Annotated in this window: 26 protein-coding genes and 1 tRNA gene; 5 read left to right on the top strand and 22 right to left on the bottom strand. The window is 49.7% G+C overall.

All coding sequences use genetic code 11. The features are described from left to right. Positions 1-3 precede the first annotated feature (3 nt). Genes BM299_RS12440 through BM299_RS12430 form a run of 3 tightly spaced genes read right to left on the bottom strand, consistent with a single transcriptional unit; the run spans position 4 to position 2,924 of the window. The gene (locus BM299_RS12440; protein WP_092484745.1) at positions 4-1,332 is read right to left on the bottom strand and encodes a glutamyl-tRNA reductase; all 1,329 of its coding nucleotides are present in this window, start codon (positions 1,330-1,332) and stop codon (positions 4-6) included. Beyond that, positions 1,301-1,945, bottom strand: coding sequence for a precorrin-2 dehydrogenase/sirohydrochlorin ferrochelatase family protein (locus tag BM299_RS12435; RefSeq protein WP_207545178.1), 645 nt, complete (start codon positions 1,943-1,945; stop codon positions 1,301-1,303). Before BM299_RS12435 ends, BM299_RS12440 begins: the two co-directional genes overlap by 32 nt. A 16-nt stretch (positions 1,946-1,961) precedes the next feature. Further along, complete coding sequence (locus BM299_RS12430) at positions 1,962-2,924, bottom strand: polyprenyl synthetase family protein (protein WP_092484739.1); 963 nt, start codon at positions 2,922-2,924, stop codon at positions 1,962-1,964. A 269-nt stretch (positions 2,925-3,193) separates the two neighbouring features. Here BM299_RS12430 and BM299_RS19405 point away from each other — a divergent pair. Further along, positions 3,194-3,291, top strand: a tRNA-Sec gene (locus BM299_RS19405). Between the two features lie 396 nt (positions 3,292-3,687). Here the strand turns inward: BM299_RS19405 and BM299_RS19085 are convergent. Together BM299_RS19085 and BM299_RS12420 are read right to left on the bottom strand one after the other, a co-directional pair. Then, positions 3,688-4,134 carry a hypothetical protein gene (locus BM299_RS19085; RefSeq protein WP_131820643.1) on the bottom strand — a complete coding sequence of 149 codons (447 nt, stop codon included), beginning with the start codon at positions 4,132-4,134 and terminating at the stop codon, positions 3,688-3,690. 344 nt (positions 4,135-4,478) lie between these two features. Then, positions 4,479-4,775 (bottom strand): SWIM zinc finger family protein, encoded by a 297-nt coding sequence (locus BM299_RS12420; RefSeq protein WP_092484734.1) that lies wholly within the window; start codon positions 4,773-4,775, stop codon positions 4,479-4,481. A gap of 43 nt (positions 4,776-4,818) precedes the next feature. Between BM299_RS12420 and BM299_RS12415 the strand changes: the two genes are divergently transcribed. Continuing rightward, the gene (locus tag BM299_RS12415) at positions 4,819-5,139 is read left to right on the top strand and encodes a hypothetical protein (protein WP_092484731.1); all 321 of its coding nucleotides are present in this window, start codon (positions 4,819-4,821) and stop codon (positions 5,137-5,139) included. Between the two features lie 250 nt (positions 5,140-5,389). Further along, on the top strand, positions 5,390-6,190 hold the full coding sequence (locus tag BM299_RS12410; RefSeq protein ID WP_092484727.1) for a hypothetical protein: 801 nt from the start codon (positions 5,390-5,392) through the stop codon (positions 6,188-6,190). Positions 6,191-6,269: 79 nt separating this feature from the next. On the opposite strand, the gene BM299_RS19710 is transcribed toward BM299_RS12410, so the two are convergent. From BM299_RS19710 to BM299_RS12335, 16 genes are all read right to left on the bottom strand, one after another. Continuing rightward, positions 6,270-6,485 carry a peptidoglycan recognition protein family protein gene (locus tag BM299_RS19710; RefSeq protein WP_207545177.1) on the bottom strand — a complete coding sequence of 72 codons (216 nt, stop codon included), beginning with the start codon at positions 6,483-6,485 and terminating at the stop codon, positions 6,270-6,272. A gap of 16 nt (positions 6,486-6,501) precedes the next feature. After that, the gene (locus BM299_RS20015; protein WP_245779764.1) at positions 6,502-6,840 is read right to left on the bottom strand and encodes a restriction endonuclease; all 339 of its coding nucleotides are present in this window, start codon (positions 6,838-6,840) and stop codon (positions 6,502-6,504) included. Next, positions 6,821-7,135 (bottom strand): hypothetical protein, encoded by a 315-nt coding sequence (locus tag BM299_RS20010; RefSeq protein ID WP_245779763.1) that lies wholly within the window; start codon positions 7,133-7,135, stop codon positions 6,821-6,823. The genes BM299_RS20015 and BM299_RS20010 overlap by 20 nt, the downstream gene beginning before the upstream one ends. A 281-nt stretch (positions 7,136-7,416) precedes the next feature. Next, positions 7,417-7,656, bottom strand: coding sequence for a hypothetical protein (locus BM299_RS12395; protein WP_092484725.1), 240 nt, complete (start codon positions 7,654-7,656; stop codon positions 7,417-7,419). 127 nt (positions 7,657-7,783) lie between these two features. Then, the gene (locus BM299_RS12390; protein ID WP_092484722.1) at positions 7,784-8,710 is read right to left on the bottom strand and encodes a restriction endonuclease; all 927 of its coding nucleotides are present in this window, start codon (positions 8,708-8,710) and stop codon (positions 7,784-7,786) included. 170 nt (positions 8,711-8,880) lie between these two features. Next, positions 8,881-9,633, bottom strand: coding sequence for a thiamine pyrophosphate-dependent enzyme (locus BM299_RS12385; protein ID WP_092484719.1), 753 nt, complete (start codon positions 9,631-9,633; stop codon positions 8,881-8,883). A gap of 102 nt (positions 9,634-9,735) precedes the next feature. Then, on the bottom strand, positions 9,736-10,188 hold the full coding sequence (locus tag BM299_RS12380) for an N-acetyltransferase (RefSeq protein ID WP_092484716.1): 453 nt from the start codon (positions 10,186-10,188) through the stop codon (positions 9,736-9,738). Between the two features lie 16 nt (positions 10,189-10,204). After that, positions 10,205-10,981 (bottom strand): phosphoribosylformylglycinamidine synthase I, encoded by a 777-nt coding sequence (gene purQ, locus BM299_RS12375; protein ID WP_092484713.1) that lies wholly within the window; start codon positions 10,979-10,981, stop codon positions 10,205-10,207. Then, positions 10,978-13,815: a phosphoribosylformylglycinamidine synthase subunit PurL gene (gene purL / locus BM299_RS12370; protein ID WP_092484710.1), complete on the bottom strand. Its 2,838-nt coding sequence runs from the start codon at positions 13,813-13,815 to the stop codon at positions 10,978-10,980. Before purL ends, purQ begins: the two co-directional genes overlap by 4 nt. A gap of 125 nt (positions 13,816-13,940) precedes the next feature. Continuing rightward, positions 13,941-14,378, bottom strand: coding sequence for a universal stress protein (locus tag BM299_RS12365; protein ID WP_092484707.1), 438 nt, complete (start codon positions 14,376-14,378; stop codon positions 13,941-13,943). Between the two features lie 99 nt (positions 14,379-14,477). Then, positions 14,478-14,987 (bottom strand): AAA family ATPase, encoded by a 510-nt coding sequence (locus BM299_RS12360; RefSeq protein ID WP_165608305.1) that lies wholly within the window; start codon positions 14,985-14,987, stop codon positions 14,478-14,480. 129 nt (positions 14,988-15,116) lie between these two features. Then, positions 15,117-15,689, bottom strand: a complete 573-nt coding sequence (locus tag BM299_RS12355) for a xanthine phosphoribosyltransferase (protein ID WP_092484701.1) — start codon at positions 15,687-15,689, stop codon at positions 15,117-15,119. A 30-nt stretch (positions 15,690-15,719) separates the two neighbouring features. Beyond that, a complete protein-coding gene (locus BM299_RS12350) occupies positions 15,720-16,652 on the bottom strand; it encodes an ABC transporter permease (RefSeq protein ID WP_092484698.1) in 933 nt (310 codons plus the stop codon). Then, positions 16,649-17,758: an ABC transporter permease gene (locus tag BM299_RS12345; protein ID WP_092484695.1), complete on the bottom strand. Its 1,110-nt coding sequence runs from the start codon at positions 17,756-17,758 to the stop codon at positions 16,649-16,651. The genes BM299_RS12350 and BM299_RS12345 overlap by 4 nt, the downstream gene beginning before the upstream one ends. Beyond that, positions 17,755-19,284, bottom strand: a complete 1,530-nt coding sequence (locus BM299_RS12340; RefSeq protein ID WP_092484692.1) for an ABC transporter ATP-binding protein — start codon at positions 19,282-19,284, stop codon at positions 17,755-17,757. The genes BM299_RS12345 and BM299_RS12340 overlap by 4 nt, the downstream gene beginning before the upstream one ends. 70 nt (positions 19,285-19,354) lie before the next feature. Further along, positions 19,355-20,500, bottom strand: coding sequence for a BMP family ABC transporter substrate-binding protein (locus BM299_RS12335; RefSeq protein ID WP_092484689.1), 1,146 nt, complete (start codon positions 20,498-20,500; stop codon positions 19,355-19,357). Positions 20,501-20,735: 235 nt separating this feature from the next. Between BM299_RS12335 and rnhA the strand changes: the two genes are divergently transcribed. Together rnhA and BM299_RS19400 are read left to right on the top strand one after the other, a co-directional pair. Then, positions 20,736-21,194: a ribonuclease HI gene (gene rnhA, locus BM299_RS12330; protein ID WP_092484686.1), complete on the top strand. Its 459-nt coding sequence runs from the start codon at positions 20,736-20,738 to the stop codon at positions 21,192-21,194. Positions 21,195-21,238: 44 nt separating this feature from the next. Beyond that, the gene (locus tag BM299_RS19400; protein WP_165608304.1) at positions 21,239-21,412 is read left to right on the top strand and encodes a hypothetical protein; all 174 of its coding nucleotides are present in this window, start codon (positions 21,239-21,241) and stop codon (positions 21,410-21,412) included. Here BM299_RS19400 and BM299_RS12325 read toward each other — a convergent pair. Further along, complete coding sequence (locus tag BM299_RS12325; protein ID WP_092484683.1) at positions 21,409-21,891, bottom strand: DUF456 domain-containing protein; 483 nt, start codon at positions 21,889-21,891, stop codon at positions 21,409-21,411. The genes BM299_RS19400 and BM299_RS12325 overlap by 4 nt on opposite strands. Positions 21,892-21,925 lie beyond the last annotated feature (34 nt).

Genomic DNA, 21,925 nt, shown 5'->3' with positions numbered 1-21,925 from the left:
TTTTTAGCGCCGGCTTGATGCTTTGGCTGGCATTTCCATCCGCCCGGAGTCATTTGCATCTTGCATCATTTCCTCCAGGCGGAACAATTTATTGATGGTCTCGGTGTAAAGTGGTCCCTGGTCAGTCAAGGCATACGTCTTAAGTTGGGTTATGGGGGTGTGTAGCAATTGATTAACAATGGAATTGGCCAGAGATCCAATCACCTTGCGTTCCCGCTCGGACAGATCGCCCAATCGGTTGTACGCCCGAATCAGTTCCTTCTGCTTGATTTCTTCACCGCGTTGCTTCAGGGCCGCTACCGTGGGAATGACAAATTGCATACCCTGCCATTTGGCAAACTCATCTACTTCTTGATCGATAATGGCTTCGGCCAGAATGGCCGCGCGTTTGCGTTCCATGAGATTGTTGTCCACCACGTTTTGCAACGCGTCTATGTCATAAAGCGTTACGCCTGGTAAATCCCGCACGTCGGGTTCAATATCCCGCGGCACGGCAATATCAATCATCATTATTTTCTTATCCGGGTTTTTATTTAGCACTTCTTGCACCTGGGCGGCATGCACCACGTAGTGGGACGCGGCGGTACAGCTGATTACAATATCAGCCGAATGAAGGTGGCAATAAAGTTCATCAAATTTTACGGCCCGGCCGCCGAACTGGCGGGCCAGGCATTCAGCCCGGTCATAGGAGCGGTTGGAAACAATAACCCCCGATACGCCGTTGGCCACCAGGTGTTTGGCGGTAAGTTCGCTCATTTTGCCGGCCCCGATTACCAGCACCGACCTGCCCGTAAGGTCGCTGAAAACCTGCCTGGCCAATTCCACTGCGGCATAGCTGATGGAAACGGCATGGTGATCAATGCCCGTTTCGGTGCGCACCCGCTTGCCAGCGGAAATGGCTTTATTAAACAAAGTATTGATCACTTTATCGGTGGCGGCGTACTTGTGGGCTAACTGATAGGCGGTTCGCACCTGGCCCAGAATCTGGGTTTCGCCCAGCAGCATGGAATCCAATCCGGCCGCCACTCGGAAAAGGTGCTGGGAAGCTTTGTTTTTCCTGTAGGCATAGGTATATTTTTTGATCAGTGTGTAATCCACGCCGGATTTTTGCTGCAAAAAACAGCGAATAGTTTCAATACCTTTTTCTATGTCCGCTACGTGGGCGTAAATTTCGGTGCGGTTACAAGTAGAAAGAATGACACAGCCTAAAATCGCCGGGTTGTCAAGCAGCCTGAAATAAGATTCCTGTAAAGAATTATCCGAAAATGACAGCCGTTCCCGGATTTCTACCGGAGCAGTTTTATGGTTGACGCCGATGGATATGATAGACATTTTTTACCCGCTCCTTTGCCTTCTCTATATCTCCCTGCTTAACCAGTGCAAGCGTGGTTTCATCCGTCAGATTTTTTAAAATTTGTTTTCTCCGGGAAGGGTCTGTAACCCTGTCCAACACCTCAGCACGCACGTTACCCAGAAAATCAACAAATTCTGCAAACTGGGGCCCGAATTCTTTTTCCAAACTTTGGCGCAATGTTTTAGCCAGGTGCGGGCTTTTGCCGCCGGTGGAAATGGCAAGTTGCAACGCACCCCTGTGTACCACGGAGGGGACAAAAAAATTGCACCGGGGTGGATCGTCCACCACATTGACCAGGATGTTGCGACCAGCGCAATCGACGGCTACGACATTATTCACCTCTTCATTATCCGTGGCGCTGATTACCAGGAAAACGCCATCCAGGTCGGCGGTTTGATAAAAACCCCGCCGGTAAATGATTTGCCCGTGATCGAGCATTTCCTGCAACCCCGCGGTTAACACGGGGCTGACTACATACACATGCGCGCCGCAGCGGACCAGGGCCCTGACTTTACGTTCCGCTACCCGACCGCCGCCCACCACCAGGCACTTTTTCCCTTGGAGGTTCAAAAATACAGGATAAAATTCCAACCTATCATCTCCGGTTTTAAAATTTCCTGATGGCAATAAAATCGGCAATGATCTGCATGGTTTTTTTGACCGGAACATCAGGCAACCGGCTCAGCTCTTTTTTTGCCTTTACAATGTATTTGCGGGCCATTTCAGCTGAATAATCAATTCCCCCGCATGCGGTTATCAGCGCAATGGCTTCGTTTATTTCTTCCTCGGCTTTGTTGGGCTTGGTGATAAGTTCATGCAGTTTTTGGCGCTCACTGCTGTGTTGCAGGGCATAAATGGTCGGTAAGGTAATGATACCCTGCTGCAAATCACCGCCCACCGGTTTGCCCAGTTTAATCTGTTCCGCCGTCATGTCCAGAATATCATCGGTAATTTGAAAGGCCATGCCGATATGATGACCAAAACGCCGTAGGGATTGATGCAGGGGTGCGGGGGCTCCACAGGCCACCGCACCTAACTGACAGGAGGCGGAAATTAATAAAGCTGTTTTCCTGTTAATTCTATAGAAATAATCCCGGATGGTTTGATCGGTATTATACGAAGTCGTAATTTGTATTATTTCCCCTTCACACATCTTTACGCTGGTATCGGCCAGCACTTTGGGAATGAGGGGATTTTCATACCGGGATATTAGAATTAACGATTTACCCAGCAAGTAATCACCGATATGCGTGGAGATCCTATTTCCCCACTTCGCTTTAACGGTAGGTATCCCCCTTCTGGTGAGGGATGAGTCAACCACATCATCGTGTACCAGGGTGGCCATGTGAATCAATTCCAGCGCCACGGCCAGTGGGATTAACTTGTCCAGGTTAAAATTATAAAACTTACCACCCAGTAAGCAAAATGCGGGTCGCAATCGTTTTCCACCCGCATTTATCAAATGAGTGGAAGTTTCGGTCAATAACGGGTCGGAAGAACGGACAGCCAACTTAAGTTCATCTTCCACAATACGTAATTCATTTTTAATCTCGTCGAAAAAATTCAGCATCATTTATTCCACCCACTTATTGTGAAAGATAGCTTTTTTTAATCAAACTTGCTGTCCGCACACTCCTAAACTTTCGACGGGGCCGGGCAATTTTCCTTCCCCACTGAATATTCCCTGCTTGTGCTTAAATGGTAGTATAAAACGCTTCACAAATCCACTATAATAGATTATTATATTTTGCGTTGAAAATCAATGGAATGTATACACGCAACTTGTTTATTTAACTCTGATTTGCTATAATAAACAATGTCGCAAAAATGCATACCAGTGGGGGTGGATGGGGCCTGGTGGCCCTCCTGGTCTTCAAAACCAGTCGTGGGGCGGCGATCCCGTCCCTGGTGAGTTCGATTCTCACACACTCCCGCCAGTAATGACAAGGCCTCCGGGGTTCGGAGGCTTTTTTGTTTATGGTGAGATAACGATTCATCCCACATTTTATCCCACATTTTATTTTTATTGCACCAGTTCCTTCTATAAGCATACTCTCTCCGCTTTACAAAAATACAAGATTGTTGTCATACTCAGTTGGGGGTTCTATCATTAAATTTAAGTGCCAGAACTGTAAAAATTGAAGCTCTTTTAATCGCCTTTGAAGCCTGCGTTTTTCTTTTGTGTTAATGATTTGTTCAATATACTTTAACTGCAAGCGGTAAATAATTCATATATAGGCGGGCGAAATCCCCAGCCCGGAATTATTTATTGGTCAGTATGGCAGACTCGGTAGTATTGCTATCACCGATGAGTAGCAGGCTTAGTTCAAAAATTACATGGTTTTAATTTTGTTGTGAGAGCAAGTCATTTTGTTCAATAAGCTTCCGCAGCCCGGCGGAAGGGCGTGCGCGGTAACGCGCGTGGGGCCGCAACTGCGGCCCCCGTCCCTGGGGCGGCAACGACGCCCACCCGGTGGTAATAAAACCCTGCGCGCACGCAAGCCTGTACGCTGGGCGGGTGTGCGGGACGATACCACTATCGCGCGGATACGGCTGCGGGCGAAGCCGGCCACACTCCGGGCCGGACCCGAAAGCCATTCAGGAAAAGTCGGCCTGGTGTGTGGCCGACATGCACGCATCGGCCCGCCACCCATGTTTCTTCCTGGCAAGGTGCGGCCGGCAATGACCCGTAAGTATAACCGGTAAGTGCCGGCCACACTTTGCCCGGCAGCAGGGGGTTTGCCGGATTCGTCTACCACCAGGCCCGCGGTTACAACCACCCGGGTAAGGCGTACTTCGGAGCGGGGTGGTAATTTTCCGCTGTTTATGGCCTCGCTCCAATGTGCGCCGGGCCGTAAAGGGGATCAGGTGAGCACTACCGCCCAGCCAGGCACACGACGGCTCGGGCTGTGGTATGCCCGGGGAAAAGCCAGGTGTGCGCGTTGGCAGCCGCAGCAGCGGTGCCGCAACCCAGATAAAGTAGTACCAGCAAATGTTGCGTAATGCTTGAGCGGCTCCGAGTGTTGTACAAGCGCAGCTGCGTCATCCCATCCGACCCGGGGCGCAACTGCGCCCCGGTAGAAGGGGGACGGGATACCGGCGCGACCAAAAAAAGAGCCAGGCATCAGTCCAGCCCCGGCAGCTGCCGGTATGCACTGCGTGCCGCCACAGCCGCGGCCAGCTCCGCCATAGCCACAAAGGCGATGTGCTTGCAGAGCACCCCACGTGCCACCGCATCGTCGCAGCTGCACCGCGCTGTGCAGCGGGCGCCCCGCTGCTCAATCACCCGGTACCGCTTATCGCTATAGTGCACCAACCCTTCAACCCGCTCCGCGCGGCGCACCGTGCACCCCCACTGCCAGCCGGCATATAGACCCACCAGCGCCCGGTCGAACCGACCACCCTCAATTCTTCCAAGCAAAAAAAATCAAAAGGAAAGTCCCTATTCGTAATGGGAATACCCAATGGATTTTTATTCTATCCAAAAGGGACAATGGTTTAGTAACTGCTTTTATTACCCGTTGCAGCATTTATCTAATTATGGGGTGAGTAAGCTCTACATCGAAGATCATAAATTATTTAATATCCCGCTTAAATATGAAAAGAAACAAATTATTGACCTTGCTTTAAATCACGAACTTCAAATCGATGGCCCAGCCAAGTGGGAGGCAATTTCTGAGTTGGTTGAAGACTTAGGTCAGGTAGATGCAGGATTTTTTAAGCAAAGAGTAAAAGAATTTTTTGGAATATGGAAGAATCGAAAAGGTTTTAGAAGAAATAGATAAGGAAAATGTGGATGAAACCAATGAAGAGAATGAACAAAAGGAGGAGTTTTTAGAGAATTAGTAAAAAAATAAAAAACTACCAAAGAAGTTTGGTAGTTTTGAGGACTGATATTAGCGCGTTCACGAGAACGAACTTATCAGTCTCAATATTTGCTCGCACTCACAAGAATGAGAACAAATATTACACTGTTATAGTATCTAATCGAACACAATTTGTCAATCTTGATTATTAGAGAAATGAGGTTTTATCATGCAAAGAGAGCAATCGATCAAAGTGTTTTTTGATGAAAGTGGTAAAGGTTCGGAAAAACCAAATTTAATGGCTGGACTTGTAATCCCGGCTATTATTTATAATTCTCCAGACCTGGAATCATATTCTCAACAATTGAGGGATAATAAACTAAAGCTTCATTGGAAGTCCTATGCCGGAGATGCCAAAAAAAGAGAAGATATCACCGGTGTTATAGAAATTTTTAACAAGTATTGTGGTATGACCAAGTTAAACGTCATTAATTATGATTATTCAGTTCTTACCGGTCGTAAAGAATTCGACAGTAAAACGGTTGAGCGGATGATTTATACCAAGTTCCCGGAAAGAATTATTTACGGACTTCTTCGAGGCTATGGGAAAAATGTTTATATCAAGACCGATATCTTTATTGAACATTCAAGCGAATATGAAGTTCTCCGGCTTCATGATGTTGTCAAGGAACAACTGAATACTCAATCACTTTACAGGGGAGAGCATTACATCGTTGAGAATAGTAAACTTGTTCCTAAAGGCGTGGAAATTGGTGTCGAATTAACCGATTTGTTAATTGGGATTATTCGTACGATAATCAAAAATCAACCTGATGATAAATCAAAGTCTGTAAATAGTAAAAATAATTTGGTTATTCAGTTATTGAAAAACAAGATCTTTCATTCATTTATCGAAAACATCAGGTATTTTGAATGGACAAGCTCAAAAGAGCTGATGGAAATTAATTTTAAGGATTATTTGCAATTATTCTTATCCAATCATTATGAAAAATGGGTCGCTAATACTTAGTAGGATTTTGGAATGATACATGCGAAAGAATATTCCTTCTGTTTTTTCCCTTTATTAGCAGAATTCGTGTTTTTGCTCATCACCGCGCTATCTTGTAGTACAGTTTGGCCCGGACGCGCTCGCCATCACCCGTGCTATCTTGCAAGACTGTTTGGGCCAGGCGGTCCCGCACCTCCGCCAGTGGAAAATATTTACCAGGGCATAGAGTATTCGCCCCCAGGACTTCCCGGTGGCCCAGTATATTTTTCGCCGGGGTATCGTGCGGCTTCATCAGCCGGGCCAACAGCTCAAGCAAGGCCTCCACCTTTAAATTAAACTTCGGAAGCAACCTTGACATGTTTAAACTGTACATCCGGCAACACTTTAAAATGGGCCTTGCCGCATCTGATCTTGTCCCACTCGCTGTCGCGCAGCTTGGTTGGATCGGTGGTAGATTTGGTTTCGCTCACCAAATATAGTTTTTCATCCTCTCCCTCCGCCTGTTTAACTATGGCCCAGTCGGGGTTATAGGTGCCCAGCGGCGTGTCCACTTTAAACCAGCGCGGCAGCTTAATAAACAATTTAATATCAGTGCGGCTATCCAATTCTCGGGCAAAATCTGCCTCCACTTCAGAGTCAAACTCTATGACATCATAGATGGATTTTTTCACTTCCAAGCATCCGGCTGATATATCCCTGGATTTCATGGCGGGGATCTTCAAAAAGAAACATTTCGTATTCGGCCCCGGCAATGCGCTCATATTTAATCCCGTCAACCATAATATCGTTTAATGTTTTACGAATCGCCCGGGTGGTCTGTTCCAGGAACCGCTGGGGGTTTACCATTACATCGTCCAGCCTGCCCGACCTAATGAGAATATCGGCAATGGTGCCCCGGATCAGTTCGGTTTCCCGCTGAATATAACCTATTAAAATCGGGTATTTGTAAGGTTTCATACGCAACATTACTTTCCTGCACCGCCAGCATGCGCTCGGTTACGCCTTGTTTGGTGATATCCAGGCTCATCTTTTGGGCAATTATTTTCGGGCTTTCGATCGCGGGCATGTTGCGTACTTCCCGGGCGGCTTGGGCAATCAGGTCCTCTGTTTCATATTTAACTGAATAGCGGGTTTGTGTTTTGCCGGTCCCGGGCGGTCCGGTAAACAGTAGTCCTTTGCGCACGTCGGGCCATTATTGATTAAATACCTGGCCATGCCGGCGGCTTCTCTGTTTCCGGCATGTGCCGTCAGGCATCGTAGCCAACGGTCCGGTTGACATAGCCGGTATATTTGCTCACACCTCCCTGCGCCCGCCCGGGCGCTTTGGATTTATCTTTTAAAAAGTTTGTCCGGGGGTCGCTCTCGGATTTGAACTTATCAAGCCCGCGCAGCAAGAATTCGTCCAGGCGCCACTTGTGGGTCCAGTAGTAATCGTCACCGTGCACCACTTCCGCGTAGTTGTCGATGGCCTCCAGGATTTCACCCACCGTGTAACCCTCGGCCAGCCTGGCTTTAATGTGCCCCCATAGATATGTCTTTAGAAATGTGGCCCGGGGTAGCATGCGTGGCTGGAATTTTATCCGGGATTATAATACCCGGTTGGAATAATTAAAGCTAATCAAAAATTAATTCATTTCTGCGTAAGATGTTTAGCAAGTACCCGGAAAAACCGATAAATACGTTGATTACACCAAAGATCAAGTATAGGGAGCCGATAAAATCGGCTTGCAGAGCGGCAATCACCAGAAACGCCGTCCCCAGCAAAACAAAAAGCAGCGCTCTTTTTTTAGATGTCAATATGTTTTCTTTAATGGACAGGGCCATTTCCAAGCCGGTTATGGCATATTCGTTGTTTTTCTGCCATTTTTCTTCCGGAAAAATAGGGTGCCCGGCGTGTTTTGCCATGCGCAGTACAGTATAACCGTCAAAAAGATGGATCTTTTTCTGCCCCTTCATGCGCCTTACAAACCGGTGGGCATCATCCGAAAATGCCCCGGTGGTTACTACCAGGCCTACATCAAAATGATATCGTTTTATGTCCTCAAAAAATTCTTTAATTTGTTTGTCACAAACTTTAAAATCATCTTTATCGGCACTGATACATAATACAGCTATTTTATGTTTGCCAAGTTCGCCATGAAGGTCAATACTGGATTCATCCTTGATGAAAAAAGTTTCTAACTCCTTCATAGCATATGTTTTGGTGAGCAAATCTTTCACCAGCAGCACAAAATCCTGCCGGGAATCAATGTTTTTAATTCTTTCCCGGCACTTGCGGGCGGAAAACCAGATATTTCTGTGCATACGGAGGTGACAATTTTTTCTTACTTTTAAAGTTACGATTAGTGCGGTTTCCAAGACCAGGATCAAAGGCAGCAATATGTTCAACGTTCGTTGTTCCAGATGCGTTATTTGGATGGCCGAGATGGTTATAGACCAAAAAAACAACAGTGGTAACATTAAATCCAGGGCGTGGGCCAATCGGGTGCGGTCATCACGCGGCGGATTATGCATAAAGTAATGCAACCGGTCTTTAAGCATGCACTAAACCTCCATAATTATTGCTATTGGTATCAAGAAAAGTATTGCCATTTTGTTGATTTTATAGCCATTAAAAAACAGTACCCTAATAATAATTGCACTCTACAATACCACCAGTGAATGCGTAAAACCGCCCGGAGCAGGGCGGTGTCAATGCTTGTATGTTAGGATTAAACGGCTTTTTTCTCTGTTTCCGGGTTCTTTATTTCTCCCACCCGGAAATGTTGCACCATGTCGCTTTCAACAAACTTCCAAGTTTCTTCCGCGTTGGTCCGCCAGTTTGTCGGGCAGGATGACAATGCTTCCACAAAGGAAAATCCCCTTCCGGCCATTTGATTTTGCAATGCTTTTTTGATATAACCTTTTAGCTGTCTGAGATTGGCTATGGTACCCCGGGCCACGTATGCTCCTTCCTGGGTGATGGCGGCTACCATTTCCGGTCCCAACATGGGGTAACCCGTTGGTTTGGGATCTCTGCCGTATGGGCTGGTTTCCGTTTTCTGGCCGGGCATGGTTGTAGGGGCCATTTGCCCGCCGGTCATGGCATAAACGGTATTGTTGGCCAGCAGGACCATGATATTTTCGTTGCGGGAGGCCGCGTTGACCAGATGCTGGGAACCGATGGCGTATCCGCCGCCATCGCCCATGTAAGCTATAGCCAACAGGTCGGGGTTGGCCCTTTTGATACCGGTTATCACCGGGGTGGTGCGACCATGGTGGGTCTGCACGGTATCAACATTGAAAAAGTCCCATGACAGTAGTGAGCACCCGATGTCGCAACCGAATACGGTGCGGTCCTGGATATCCAGTTCGTCAATTACTTCACCCAGGGCCTTTAACACCAGCCCGTGGCCGCAGCCCGGACAGAATTTATGCGGCTTGGTTTCCACGCGCCAGCTACGGGGCATTACCGGTTGGGGCATGTCATTTCCTCCTTTTATACTTCATTCCTTTAATATCACCCGGTAAAGCCCTTGCTATACTAAAACCCGGCTAAATCATTCTTTTTGCGGATATGTTTACATTTACAGGTTTTTAATCACGGCCACTTCTTCACATTTGGGGAACTTGGGGCAATTAATGCATTCTTTCCATACTTTTTGCGGCAGATCTTCCTTGGCAATGATCTGAAAACCGCACTTAACAAAAAAGGGCGCCTGGTAAGTCAGGGCAAAAACCCGGGGTATTTCCAGGTCAATTGCTTCTGCCAGGAAAGCGTCAACCAGCCCGCGTCCGATTTGCCGCCGCTGGTATTGTTCGTGTACTGCCAGGGCCCGTATTTCCGCCAGGTCTTCCCAGATAATGTGCAGAGAGCCTACTCCGACAATCCGGCCCTCCAGTTCGGCCACGGTAAACTCCCGCACACATTCATAAAGGGAGGAGCGGGACCGCGCCAGCATCAAATCTTTTTCGGCGTAATAATTAATAAACTCGTGAATGGTTTCAATATCGGAAATTTTAGCTTTGCGAAAAAGCATGATGTTCTACCTACCTTTATTTATTTAGCGCGTAATCAACGGCGTTGCGGAACAATGCCATGCCGTGCGGTTCGGAAAAAACGATGCGCCGCCAGTTCGGGTGGTGATGGGTTTCCACAAACCTTTCCGGGTGCGGCATCAGTCCCAGCACGCGACCGGTCTGATCGCATATGCCGGCAATGGCATGCAAGGACCCGTTGGGGTTAGCCGGGTAATCCTGCGTGGGGTTTCCCCGGGCGTCCGCATACCTGAAAACAACCTGACCGGCGCCCTCTATTTCTTGCAGCGTTTGTTCATTAGTATAAAATTTACCTTCACCGTGCGCCACCTGGTACTGTAAGATGGTTCCTTCCAGACCCCGGGTAAATACACAGTTGCTGTTTTCCACCCGTAAGTTGACCCATCGGCATTCAAATTTCCCGCTATCGTTTTGCATCAGGGTGGCCCGGATATTACCCAGTTCTCCCCGGGGTAGCAATCCGGTGCGGACCAGTACTTGGAAACCGTTGCAAATACCGATAATCAATTTGCCGTCTTCAATAAATTGCCTTAACTGATCTTGTAAAAACGAGGCTAATTCAACGGATAAAACTTTGCCGGAATGAATATCGTCGCCGTAAGAAAAGCCACCCGGTATAGCCATTATCTGGTAGTCAGCCAATTTTTCTCCGCCGTTTCTTAACTGGTTGACATGTACCAGGTTGCAGTTACCGCCCGCTTTGGCAAAGGCGTGTAAAGTTTCCCGGTCACAGTTTGTTCCGTCCGTTCTCAATATACAAACCCGGGGCTTCATGCTCCGAACACCTCCTGCATGGGCTTTTGCCAGGCATTGAACAGCTTATGCGTGGAAACGGTAAACAATTTGTTTGGGCCCCGGCATACAGTTATTCGTTTTTCGTTTGTGGTTCGCCCCAGTACCAGGTAAGGAACATCACCAAATACTTGCGCGGGATCGGTGGAGTTATCCATTTCCACCAGGAAACACCCCGCTGTTTCATTAAACAGGAAATAATCGGGCCGCTGCGTTTCGGGTATGGTGATTTGCGCGCCGGTATCCCCGCCGAAACACATTTCCGCCAGCGTGGCCAGTAGACCCCCTTCGCTGATATCATGGCAGGCTTTGATGTTTCCGTTCCGGCAGGCCCGGTAAATAGTTTTAAGGGTTTTGGGTAACAGTCGCATATCAATAACCGGTACCCGGGGTGAAACGGCATTGTAAATATCATAGTAGGTGGAGCCGCCCATCTGGTCGATATCGCGCCGGCCTACAAGGACTACGGTGCTGTCGATACACTTGAAATCAGCCGATACTGTGGCGGTAACGTCATCTATCCGGCCGAAACAGGATACACACAGCACGGGCGGTATTTTAATCACTGCTCCGTCCTGGCCCCGGTAAGTGCTGCTCAGGCTGTCCTTCCCGGAAATAAAGGGCATGCCGGTGGCTCTGACAAAATCCACACAGGCGTCCACGGCCCGGTCCAGGTCGTACAACGATTCCTCGTCAGGATAGGGCCAGATGAAGTTATCTATTAAAACCAGTTCGTCGGGATTGGCGCCCACGGCTACAGCGTTAGATACTGCTTCTGTAGCCGCCCAGATGCTGCCGGCGTAAGGGTCAAGTTTATTTAACACGGGGTTCATACCGTGGGCGATAACAGCACCGTATTTTTTACCCAAGATAGGGGCAACAACCACGGCATCGTTGGGCGCGTCCCCCTGGACTCCGCCAAACGGGGGTAGCGCGCTGGAGCCCTGCACGCCGTGATCGTACATACGTACAATGGGCTCTTTGGAACACACGTTCAAGTGCTGCATTACCAGGGTGCACGCTTGTTCCCAATCCCGGGGGGGATCAGGTTCCTTGTGCTCAACCGGCTGCGGCTCTTTACGGGCCGTCATGGTGCGCGCAGGTAGACCGTGGTGCAAGAACTCCATGTCCAGCTCGCATACCATATCCTCCCGGTAATATACTTCCAGTTTGCCGGTATCGGTGAATTGCCCGATTACGGTTGCCTCCACATTGTGTTCATGGCAAATTTGCAGCAGGCTGGCCAGGTTTTCCGGGGCCACGGCCAGGGCCATTCTTTCCTGGCTCTCGGACAGCCATATTTCCCATGGCGCCAGCCCCGAATACTTAAGCGGGGCCCGGTCCAGGTGGATTTTAACCCCGGTTTGCTGGCCCATTTCTCCAAAGGCAGAGGCGAAACCGCCGGCGCCGCAGTCTGTGATAGCCCGGATCAAGTTCTGGTCCCGAGCCCGCAAAAGAGCGTCACTCATACGTTTTTCTTCAATGGCGTGGCCTATTTGCACGGCGCTGGCGTTTACGTCAATGGTACGGTCGGTCATTTCACCGCTGGAAAAGGTAGCTCCGTGGATGCCGTCCCTGCCGGTCCGGCCGCCCATAACCACGGCGATATCACCGTTTTGGGGCCGCCCTTTTTGCGCGTCCCGGGCGGGCATTATCCCGTAGGCGCCAACGATTATAGTAGGCTTGGCCCGGAAATCCCGGTGAAAGTGCACCGAGCCGTTGTTGGTAGGAATGCCCATGCGGTTCCCGTAATCACGAACCCCGGCCACTACCCGGCGCAGCAGGTATTGCGGGTGCAGGCATCCCCGGGGCACGTCCGACGCAGGAAGTTCCGGTGGGGCAAAGCAAAACATGTCCGTGGAGGCGATTACTCTGGCTCCCTTGCCGGTACCCATGATATCGCGAAAAACGCCGCCGCTGCCGGTCATGGCCCCGCCGTAGGGCTCAATGGCCGACGGTGAGTTGTGGGTTTCCACCTTGCCGCACAGCGCCATTCCTTCATAGAAATCAATTACGCCCGAATTGTCTTCAAAGGCGGATAAAACCAGTGGGTGCCCGGCGGCGGCAGTGGCTTCCTGCAACCGTTTAAACAAGGGCTTTTTGGTTGCGTCGCCCACAATTAAAGTTGCTTTAAAGGTTTTATGCACGCAGTGTTCCGACCAGGTTTGGGCCAGGGTTTCGATTTCACAATCGGTGGGGTCCCGGTTCAGTGCCATAAAATATCTTTGGATGGCCTTCATTTCCTTAAGGTTGAGAAACAGGTTATCCCGGCTGAGTTCCATTAACTCGGCTTCGTTCATGGACCGGATGGGAATGACCGCGGTCCGGCCGGGCCGGCCCTGGATCACCAGCGAGGACGGTTTTTCATGCACTACCCGCTCCACCGTTTCATTGACCAACAACCTCGACAGGATAAGTTGCATATCGGCATCCGTAACAGAGCCGAAAAAGCCATATTCATAACTGGAGTCAGCCGCCACCAGCCCCCTGACGCCTAAATCGGCGGCAGCCTTCAGGATGGAGCCGGCTTCCGGGTTCATCACGCCCGGTTTGTAGGCAACTTCCACCAGTTTGTCGGCATTTTCAATAATAGGTTCATTAACCTTATATTGTTGAAACACTTCTTCGGCCAGCAAGTTGCGGGCCAAAAAATCGGCGTCCGCGGCGGAGATGCCTTCAAATCGGTAAACCTTGGCGGTTACTATGTGGTTAATGGTAGTGATATGCAACGTGTCCTTGATTTCCTGCAGTAAATTTTTCCCTCTGGCATCTGTAATATGAGGCAGGTTGATAACCCGCACTTCCTGGACGGCCATAAAATTACACCTCCGGGTTAAAACGGCATTGAAAAAATAAAATTCCGGCCCACTGGGGGCCGAAAAGCACAGAATTTATTACTGTTCTATTTTATTATAAATAATAATAAAAAACAACTTGAATATTACCTGATAATTAATACCGGGCAATGTGCGTGTCGGGTTACCCGGTTGCTCACGCTGCCCATCAGATATCCCTTTATTTCACTCAATCCACGGCTGCCGATAACAATCAGGTCATAATTCCCTTCCCGGGCTTCCAGGCAGATTTCCTGGGCCGGGTTGCCCCAGGTTAACTTTTTATTAATTGTTACACCCCGGTCTTTTAAATCTTCCATTGCTTCATTAAGAATATTTTCTCCCATGGTTTCAAATTCCTTGACAATTGTTTTCTGAGCAACCCCCAGGCGATCTCCGTATGGACCTACCAGGGGAGTTAAGTTGGGTGCTACATGAAGTAAGGTTATATTGGCATTTACCTTGGCCGCGATTTGAATGGCATGTTCCGTTGCCGCCAGGGAACGATGGGAACCGTCCAAGGGAACCAGTATTTTATTGTACATGGTGCCACCCCCTTACAAGGAAGTTTTCACTTATATAAATATAAAAACATATTTTGATTAAATATTCAATAATTTAACGATAGTTTAAAAAAATATTTACTATGTAATAATATTCACAAGTGCTTCTGGTACTTCCCCGGTTTCCATAATAAATGACCGGTGGTAACCTTCGTTGGGGATATCATTTATTGTTTTTTTTAGCTGTCTTTGATGCTTTAAGATAACAGCGGGGTCAACAGTTCTTTCCCTGGATGCATTTTGCTTGAGGCAAAGTTCAAGCGGAAAATTAAAAAGTACCAGGGTAGTGTAAAAATTATGTTTATTTGCCAGTTTTTTTAATCTTTTTCGGGCTGGTCTGGTCAGTGCGGTGGAATCGGCGACGGTGAGCCGATTGAAGGACAGCCGCATATCTATAAGCATGTGAAATAACTTGAATGCCTTGCCCGAAACCGCCATGTTTTCTTCATCGTCGCTGATCATGGCCCGGCACCTGTCTGAAGATACAATTTGCGTTTCTTTAAAATGCTTGCGGGCAAAGGTGGACTTGCCGCAGCCGGCCGGTCCACATAATATAACCAATGACCGATAGGGGATCTCAATTGTTTGCACGCTGCATCCTCCTGCGTCAAAAGAGCGTTGGTCAATGCCAATGGCTGTCCTACACTGGCTTTTATAAATTATTATTGTAAATTATTATGATCAAAAAAAGAAAAAAACACCCGAAAAGGTGTTAATAATTTAATCGATAAATCTAACCCGACCGCCCGCCAGGGAGGCGATGGGCGCCAGGGATTCAATGCGGATGCCCTTTTCCCGCAGCGCCTGCCCGCCCCCCTGGAAGACCTTTTCAATCACTATGCCCACGCCCACCAGGGTAGCCCCCGCTTGGTTGATAATATTCACCATCCCCCGCAGCGCTTCGCCTTGGGCCAGAAAGTCATCAACAATTAAAACCCGATCTTCCCGACTGATAAATTTCTTGTTAACATAAATGTCCACCGCTTCCTGCTTGGTAAAAGAAAAAATATTGCTGCTGTAAGAATGGGGGGCCTGGGTGGCGGCCTTATTTTTTTTGGCGAATACCACCGGAACCCCCAGCGCCAGACCGGTGGTCAGGGCTACCGCTATTCCCGATGCTTCGACGGTCAATATTTTGGTTATACCGGTTCCGGTGAACCGGCCGGCCAATTCCCGTCCCAGTTCCATGGTGAATGCGGGGTCAACTTGATGGTTTAAAAAGGAATCTACTTTCAATACCTTATCGGATAAAACTTCTCCCTCGTTTAAAATTTTTTCTTTTAATTTTTGCATGATAAATCCAATCTCCCTTTATCATTCATCCTATCTTTCTTCCCGGTCATAGGGCAGCCCCAGCGCCTGAGGGGCGCCTATATGGTTGGTTATGTTGCGTTTGGTTACTAAAATAAGCACAACTATGGTAAATATATAAGGCAACATTTTTAAAAAATACGGAGAAATCATGACGTTAAGGGTTTGCAGGCGAAATCCGAGGGCGTCCAGGCCGCCGAAGAAATACGCCCCCCAGAGGGCATTAGCCGGGTTCCAGGTGGCAAAGATCACCAGGGCAACGGCGATCCATCCTCTGCCCGCGGTCATGTTTTCCATCCAGCTGGGCACATAATGCAGGGACAGGTAGGCGCCGCCTATGCCGGCCAGCATACCGCCGATAATAACGTAAATATAACGTATAAAGAATACATTTATGCCCATGGAATCAGCTGCCGCGGGGTTTTCACCCACAGCCCGCAGGTGTAATCCGGCACGGGTGCGAAAGACAAAAAACCATAGCGCCGGAACCAGGATATAGCTAAGGTAAACCAGAGGGTCGTGCTGGAAAAAAACCGGTCCGATGACCGGTATATCGCTCAGCACGGGAATGGGAGTCACCTTGAACGGGACAGGCAGGGGTTTGCCCACATAAGCTTTACCCAGGTAACCGCTGAGACCGGTGCCGAACATGGTCAGGGCCAGGCCGCTGACTACCTGGTTGGCTTTCAGGGTTACCGTCAACAAGGCGTGTATCAGGGCCATCAATCCGCCGGCCAGCATGGCTACCGCCAGACCGGTCCAGGGGTTGGCGGTATGCAGGGCTAATATGAATCCGCTGACGGCGCCGACCAACATAATCCCCTCTACCCCCAGGTTTAAGATGCCGGCGCGCTCCGCCAGCACTTCCCCCAGGGCCGCGTATAAAATTGGTGTGCCCGCAGTAATGGCGGTGGCCAGGATGGCCACGATAATTTCCTGGTTCATACGCTATCATCTCCTGCCGGAGCTGCCGTAACCTTTTTTGCCGGCACCTTTTTAACTTGATAATTGGTCAACAATTCTCCCCCCAGGACAAAGAAAAGCAATAATCCCTGCAGCATGGTTACCATGGAGGACGGGATACCGCTGGTTTGGACGATATAACCGCCCACCTGCAGACCGCCGAAAAGGAAGGTGACTATGACGATAACAAATGGGTTGAGCCGGCTTAACCAGGCGATAATAATACCCGTGAAGCCGTATCCCGGGCTGAGGCCGTGCTGCAGGCGGTGGGCAATGCCGGATACTTCCGACATGCCGGCCAGTCCACAAACGGCTCCGCTGAAAAACATAACCAGCATAATATTTTTCTTGATGTTTATTCCGGCGTACCGGGCAGCACCGGGATTTTCCCCGGTGACTCTAATCTCGTAGCCCCAGCGGGTTCGGTAAATGACTACGTAAAATATGACAGCCAGAATCAGCCCGAAAAACAGGCCGGCGTGGATGCGGGAGTTTCCCAGGCTGGGCAAAATGGCCCCGGAAGAGAATGTCGCGGTTAGGGGGAAATTAAAACCGTGCGGGTCCTTCCAGGGTCCGTAAACAAGAAAATCCACCCAGAATATGGCCACATAATTTAGCATCAGGGTGGTGATAATTTCGTTTACACCCCATATGGCCCGGGGAATGGCCGGCAACAGCGCCCATAACCCCCCTACCAGCATACCAAGTAAAATCATGGCCGGCATGACCCACCAGGCGCTGCCCCCGGGAAAGGTCAGGGCCACCCAGGTGGCGGCAAACGCACCCATGTAGAGCTGACCTTCGCCCCCGATATTCCATAGCTGCATGCGAAAGGCCAGGGCTACCCCCAGGCTGGTCAAGGTAAGGGGTATGGTCCTAACCACCGTTTCCGATAACCCGTAGGTCGAGCCGAAAGCGCCGCGGAACATGGCGGTGTACACCTCGAAAAAGTTATGTCCCGAAAGCACCAAAAAAGCCGCGCCCACCAGCAATGCAAGGATGATGGAAGAAAATGGAATAACTACGTATGCACTGGAAGAGGGTGCCAGTTTTTTCTCTATGACATATTTTGTACCGTATACAATCATAGTGCTATTTCTCCCGCTTGATCAGATCCCATCATTAATAGGCCAACCTCCTCGATGTCAGTCATTTCCGCTGGAATAATGCCGGTGATCTGCCCGTTGCAGAGCACGCCGATACGGTCGCTCAGTTTAAATATTTCGTCCAGGTCCTCCGAAATAAGCAGTATGGCCATACCCTTTTCCCGCTGCTGCAAAAGCAGGTTATGAATGGCTTCGGTCGCTTTGATGTCCAACCCGCGTACCGGGTATACCGCCACCAGCAGGTGCGGTTCAGCGGTGATTTCCCTGGCTAAAAGCAATCTTTGCAAGTTGCCGCCGGATAAGAGTTTTACCGGCGCATCAAGACTGCTCAATTTTATTTCGAAACGGTTAACCAGGTTCTTGGTATTTTCCCGGGCCTGGCGGAGGTTTAAAAAAGGGCCGCGTTGCAGCTTGCCGGTGCGGTAATCTTTAAGTATAAGGTTGTCCACGGCTCCCAGGTTGGGAACCAGGCCCGTACCCAGCCGGTCTTCAGGGACCAGGGCCACGCCGTGGTCGATTATCCGGCGGGGAGAGCCACCGGTTATTTCGTTGCCTTTAATGTAAATGCTGCCGCCGGTGACGGGGCGCAAACCGGATACTACCTCGGCCAGTTCCCGCTGCCCGTTCCCAGCCACGCCGGCGATACCGAATATTTCGCCGCTGTGCACGGTAAAGGTGACATTTTGCAGGCAGGGGCGTCCCAGGTCGTTCATACAGTGGACCCCTTGCAGTTCAAGGACTTTATGTTCCCCCGGCGGGCTTTTTTTCTTGTATTGCCGTACCACGTCCTGGCCCACCATCAGCCAGGCCAAGTCGCGTCGGTTTATTTGCTTTTTCTCCAGGGTGGCCACGGCTTTCCCTTTGCGCAAAACGGTGACCCGGTCTGCTATTTCCATCACTTCTTGCATCTTGTGCGTTATTACCACTACGCCCCGCCCCGACCTGGCCATTTCCCGCAGGTTTTTGAAAAGCTCCGCTGTTTCCTGGGGTGTGAGGACGGCGGTCGGTTCATCCAGAATCAGTACCCGGGAGCCGCGGTATAACATTTTAACTATTTCCACCCGTTGTTTTTCGCCCACTGATAGCTGCCATACCCGGGCGGAGGGATCTATATGTAATCCATAGCGCTGGGAAAGCTGCGCCAGGTTGTTTTCAATGTCTTTCATATTTAAAACCGGAGCCACGTTATGATCGCCCAAAATTACGTTTTCGGCCACGGAAAAAGAATCAATCAGTTTAAAATGCTGGTGCACCATTCCAACACCGGCGCTGATAGCGTCGCCGGGTGAGCGGAAAACCATCTGGGTGCCGCGGACAATTATTTCACCTTCATCCGGCCGGTACAGGCCGGCTAAAACCGACATCAGCGTGCTTTTTCCCGATCCGTTTTCCCCCAATAAAACGTGGATTTCACCCTGCTTGACATTGAAATTAACTTTATCGTTGGCTATAACACCGGGAAATCTTTTGGTAATATTTTTAAGTTCAATGAGGTATGGCTTTGTCATGGTTTAACTTGACCCCTTAGCAGCGGTTGCTGGCAGTGAAACTGCCAGCAACCGGTAATCTGTGTATAAATTATTTGATGGTACCTTCCACGCCTTCGACAAACCAGTTCATTTCCAACAACTCTTGATCGCTCATCTTCTGACCGTCCGGAATCTTGATTTCGCCCTTCTGATCTTTGATGGGCCCGGTAAACACATCCCATTCGCCGCCGATGATGCGTTGTTTTTCCTGTTCAACCAGCTGTTTGGTGTCTTCCGAAACCATGGGACCGAAGGGGGCAAGTCCCACTACGCCTTCGGCCAGGCCGCCCCAATAAGTCAGGCTGCCGTATTTGGGTGTGCTGTCAAAGGTGCCTTCCTTGATGGCCTTTACCGTATCCACATAATAGGGACCCCAGTTCCATACCGGCGAGGTCATGACGGCTTTGGGTGCCATTTTGCTCATATCGCTGTTGTAACCGATCCCCAGCTTACCAACTGCCTCGGCTGCCTGCTGCGGTCCGGGGGAATCCTGGTGCTGGGCAATCACGTCGGCCCCGGCGTCCAGAAGCGCCACGGCCGCATCCTTGGCGGCGGCGGCATCAATCCAGGTATTGGTCCAGACCACCTTGACTTTGGCGTCCGGGTTGACCTTTCTCACGCCCAGGGTGAAACCGTTAATGCCGCGGATTACCTCTGGAATCGGGAAGGCGGCTACGTAGCCGATGATATTGCTTTTGGTGGCTTTACCTGCGACCAGACCGGAAAGATAACGCGCCTGGTACATCCTGCCGAAATAGGCGCCTACATTTTCAGCGGTTCTGTAGCCGGAGCAGTGCAGGAAAGTTACGTCGGGGTATTTCTTGGCTACGTTGATGGTGGGATCCATATAGCCGAAACTGGTGGTAAAGATAATCTTGTTGCCCTGCTCCACCAACTGGGTTATCACCCGCTCGGCGTCGGAGGGGTTTTCGGGTACGTTTTCCACATAATCACTGGCATCCACATAAGGAAGCTGCTCCTCCAGGTACTGGCGGCCCTGTTCGTGCGCGGCCGTCCAGCCGGCATCATCCACCGGTCCTATGTAAACAAATCCAACTTTTAATTTCTCTTCACCCTGTTGATCCTTGGACTGCTCACTTTGCTTACTTTCCTGGCCGCCGCATCCTGTGGCCAGCAGTGCCACCAGTAGCACGGTTGTCAAAGCAAGCACGGCTTTAAAATTAATTTTTTTCATTTTCTTTTACCTCCTTCCAAATTTGAAAGATAGAAAAATATAACTGTACTTCCCTCCCCCTCCGGCGATTGTGAAGGTAAAACATACCTAATCCGTATTCTTTGTTTTAACGTAAAATCCTGCTGGATACGACAAAAAATATGTTGGTGAAATGGGATATAATATTGCCGGAATATAACAGGCATGGTAAAATTACCAGGGTTCTAAAAACTTTTTTCAAGGCAGGTGATAGGGTATTAAAGAAGTGGAAATTTATACCGACGGGGCATGCAGCGGCAACCCCGGGCCGGGCGGCTACGGAACCATTCTCAAGTACGGCCCGCATGAAAAGGAATTAAGCGGTGCGTACGACAATACTACCAATAATCGCATGGAACTGATGGCCGTGATCAAGGGGTTGGAGAGCTTAAAAGAGCCCTGTCAGGTCACCTTATATTCCGATAGTAAATATATAGTGGATGCCATGACCAAGGGTTGGGTAACCAGGTGGCGGTCCCGCGGGTGGATGCGCAACGATAAGGAACGCGCCAAAAATGTGGACCTCTGGGAAAGGGTTTTGCAGCTGTCGGACAGGCACCGGGTGCGGTGGGTATGGGTGAAAGGACATGCCGACAACGAATTTAACAACCGCTGCGACAGGCTGGCGGTGGAAGCTATCAAGCACAAGCCCCGGATTATGGATAATCCCCAGTAATATTTATTAAAGCGATATCAAATAATATAACCGGGGTGAAATAGGTGAACACAAAAAAAAGAAACAGCTTTATCAGCCAGGTACAAAACAGGATTGACGCAGAGGAAATCGGCGAGGAAGTTTTACGGGACGCCGGGAAGAGAAAGAAAGATGTGGCCGATTTTCAGCTGAACGAGGCCGGCGGGCCGCTGGCCGAGGAGTTTGACGAACAGGATTAATGGTAAACGGCCCAGAAAAACCAAATGATCATAATTATTTCTATAGCCAGTTTCAGCAAGCTGCCGCTCAATAGGCCCACCATGGTGCCGATGCCGGACCGTACGGCGGTGTCCAGGGTCTTTTTATTAAGCAGTTCCCCCGCTACGGCCCCGACAAAGGGGCCGAAGATAATGCCGGCGGGCCCGAGCAGGACCAGGCCTAAAACGGTGCCGATCACGCTGCCGTATATGGCGGAACGGGAGCCGCCATAGCGTTTAACTCCCCAGGCCCCGGCTAAATAATCTGTTAAATAAACCAGGAGCACCGCCAGTGCCTGGCCGATATAAAAAACAAGGCCTAATGTGGCGAATTTGGTTAAATAACCGTAAACCAGCATGCCCAGCCAGATTAATACGGCTCCCGGTAAAACCGGTAACACAGACCCGGCGATACCGGCGACAAAAAAGATAATGGCCAATATCATGGCCAGCGTATTCATCACCAGCCCTCCTTTATTCCCGAGTTATTTAATT

The organism is Desulfoscipio geothermicus DSM 3669 (assembly GCF_900115975.1).
GTDB lineage: Bacteria > Bacillota > Desulfotomaculia > Desulfotomaculales > Desulfallaceae > Desulfoscipio > Desulfoscipio geothermicus.
This window is presented reverse-complemented; position numbering and strand designations above follow the sequence as displayed.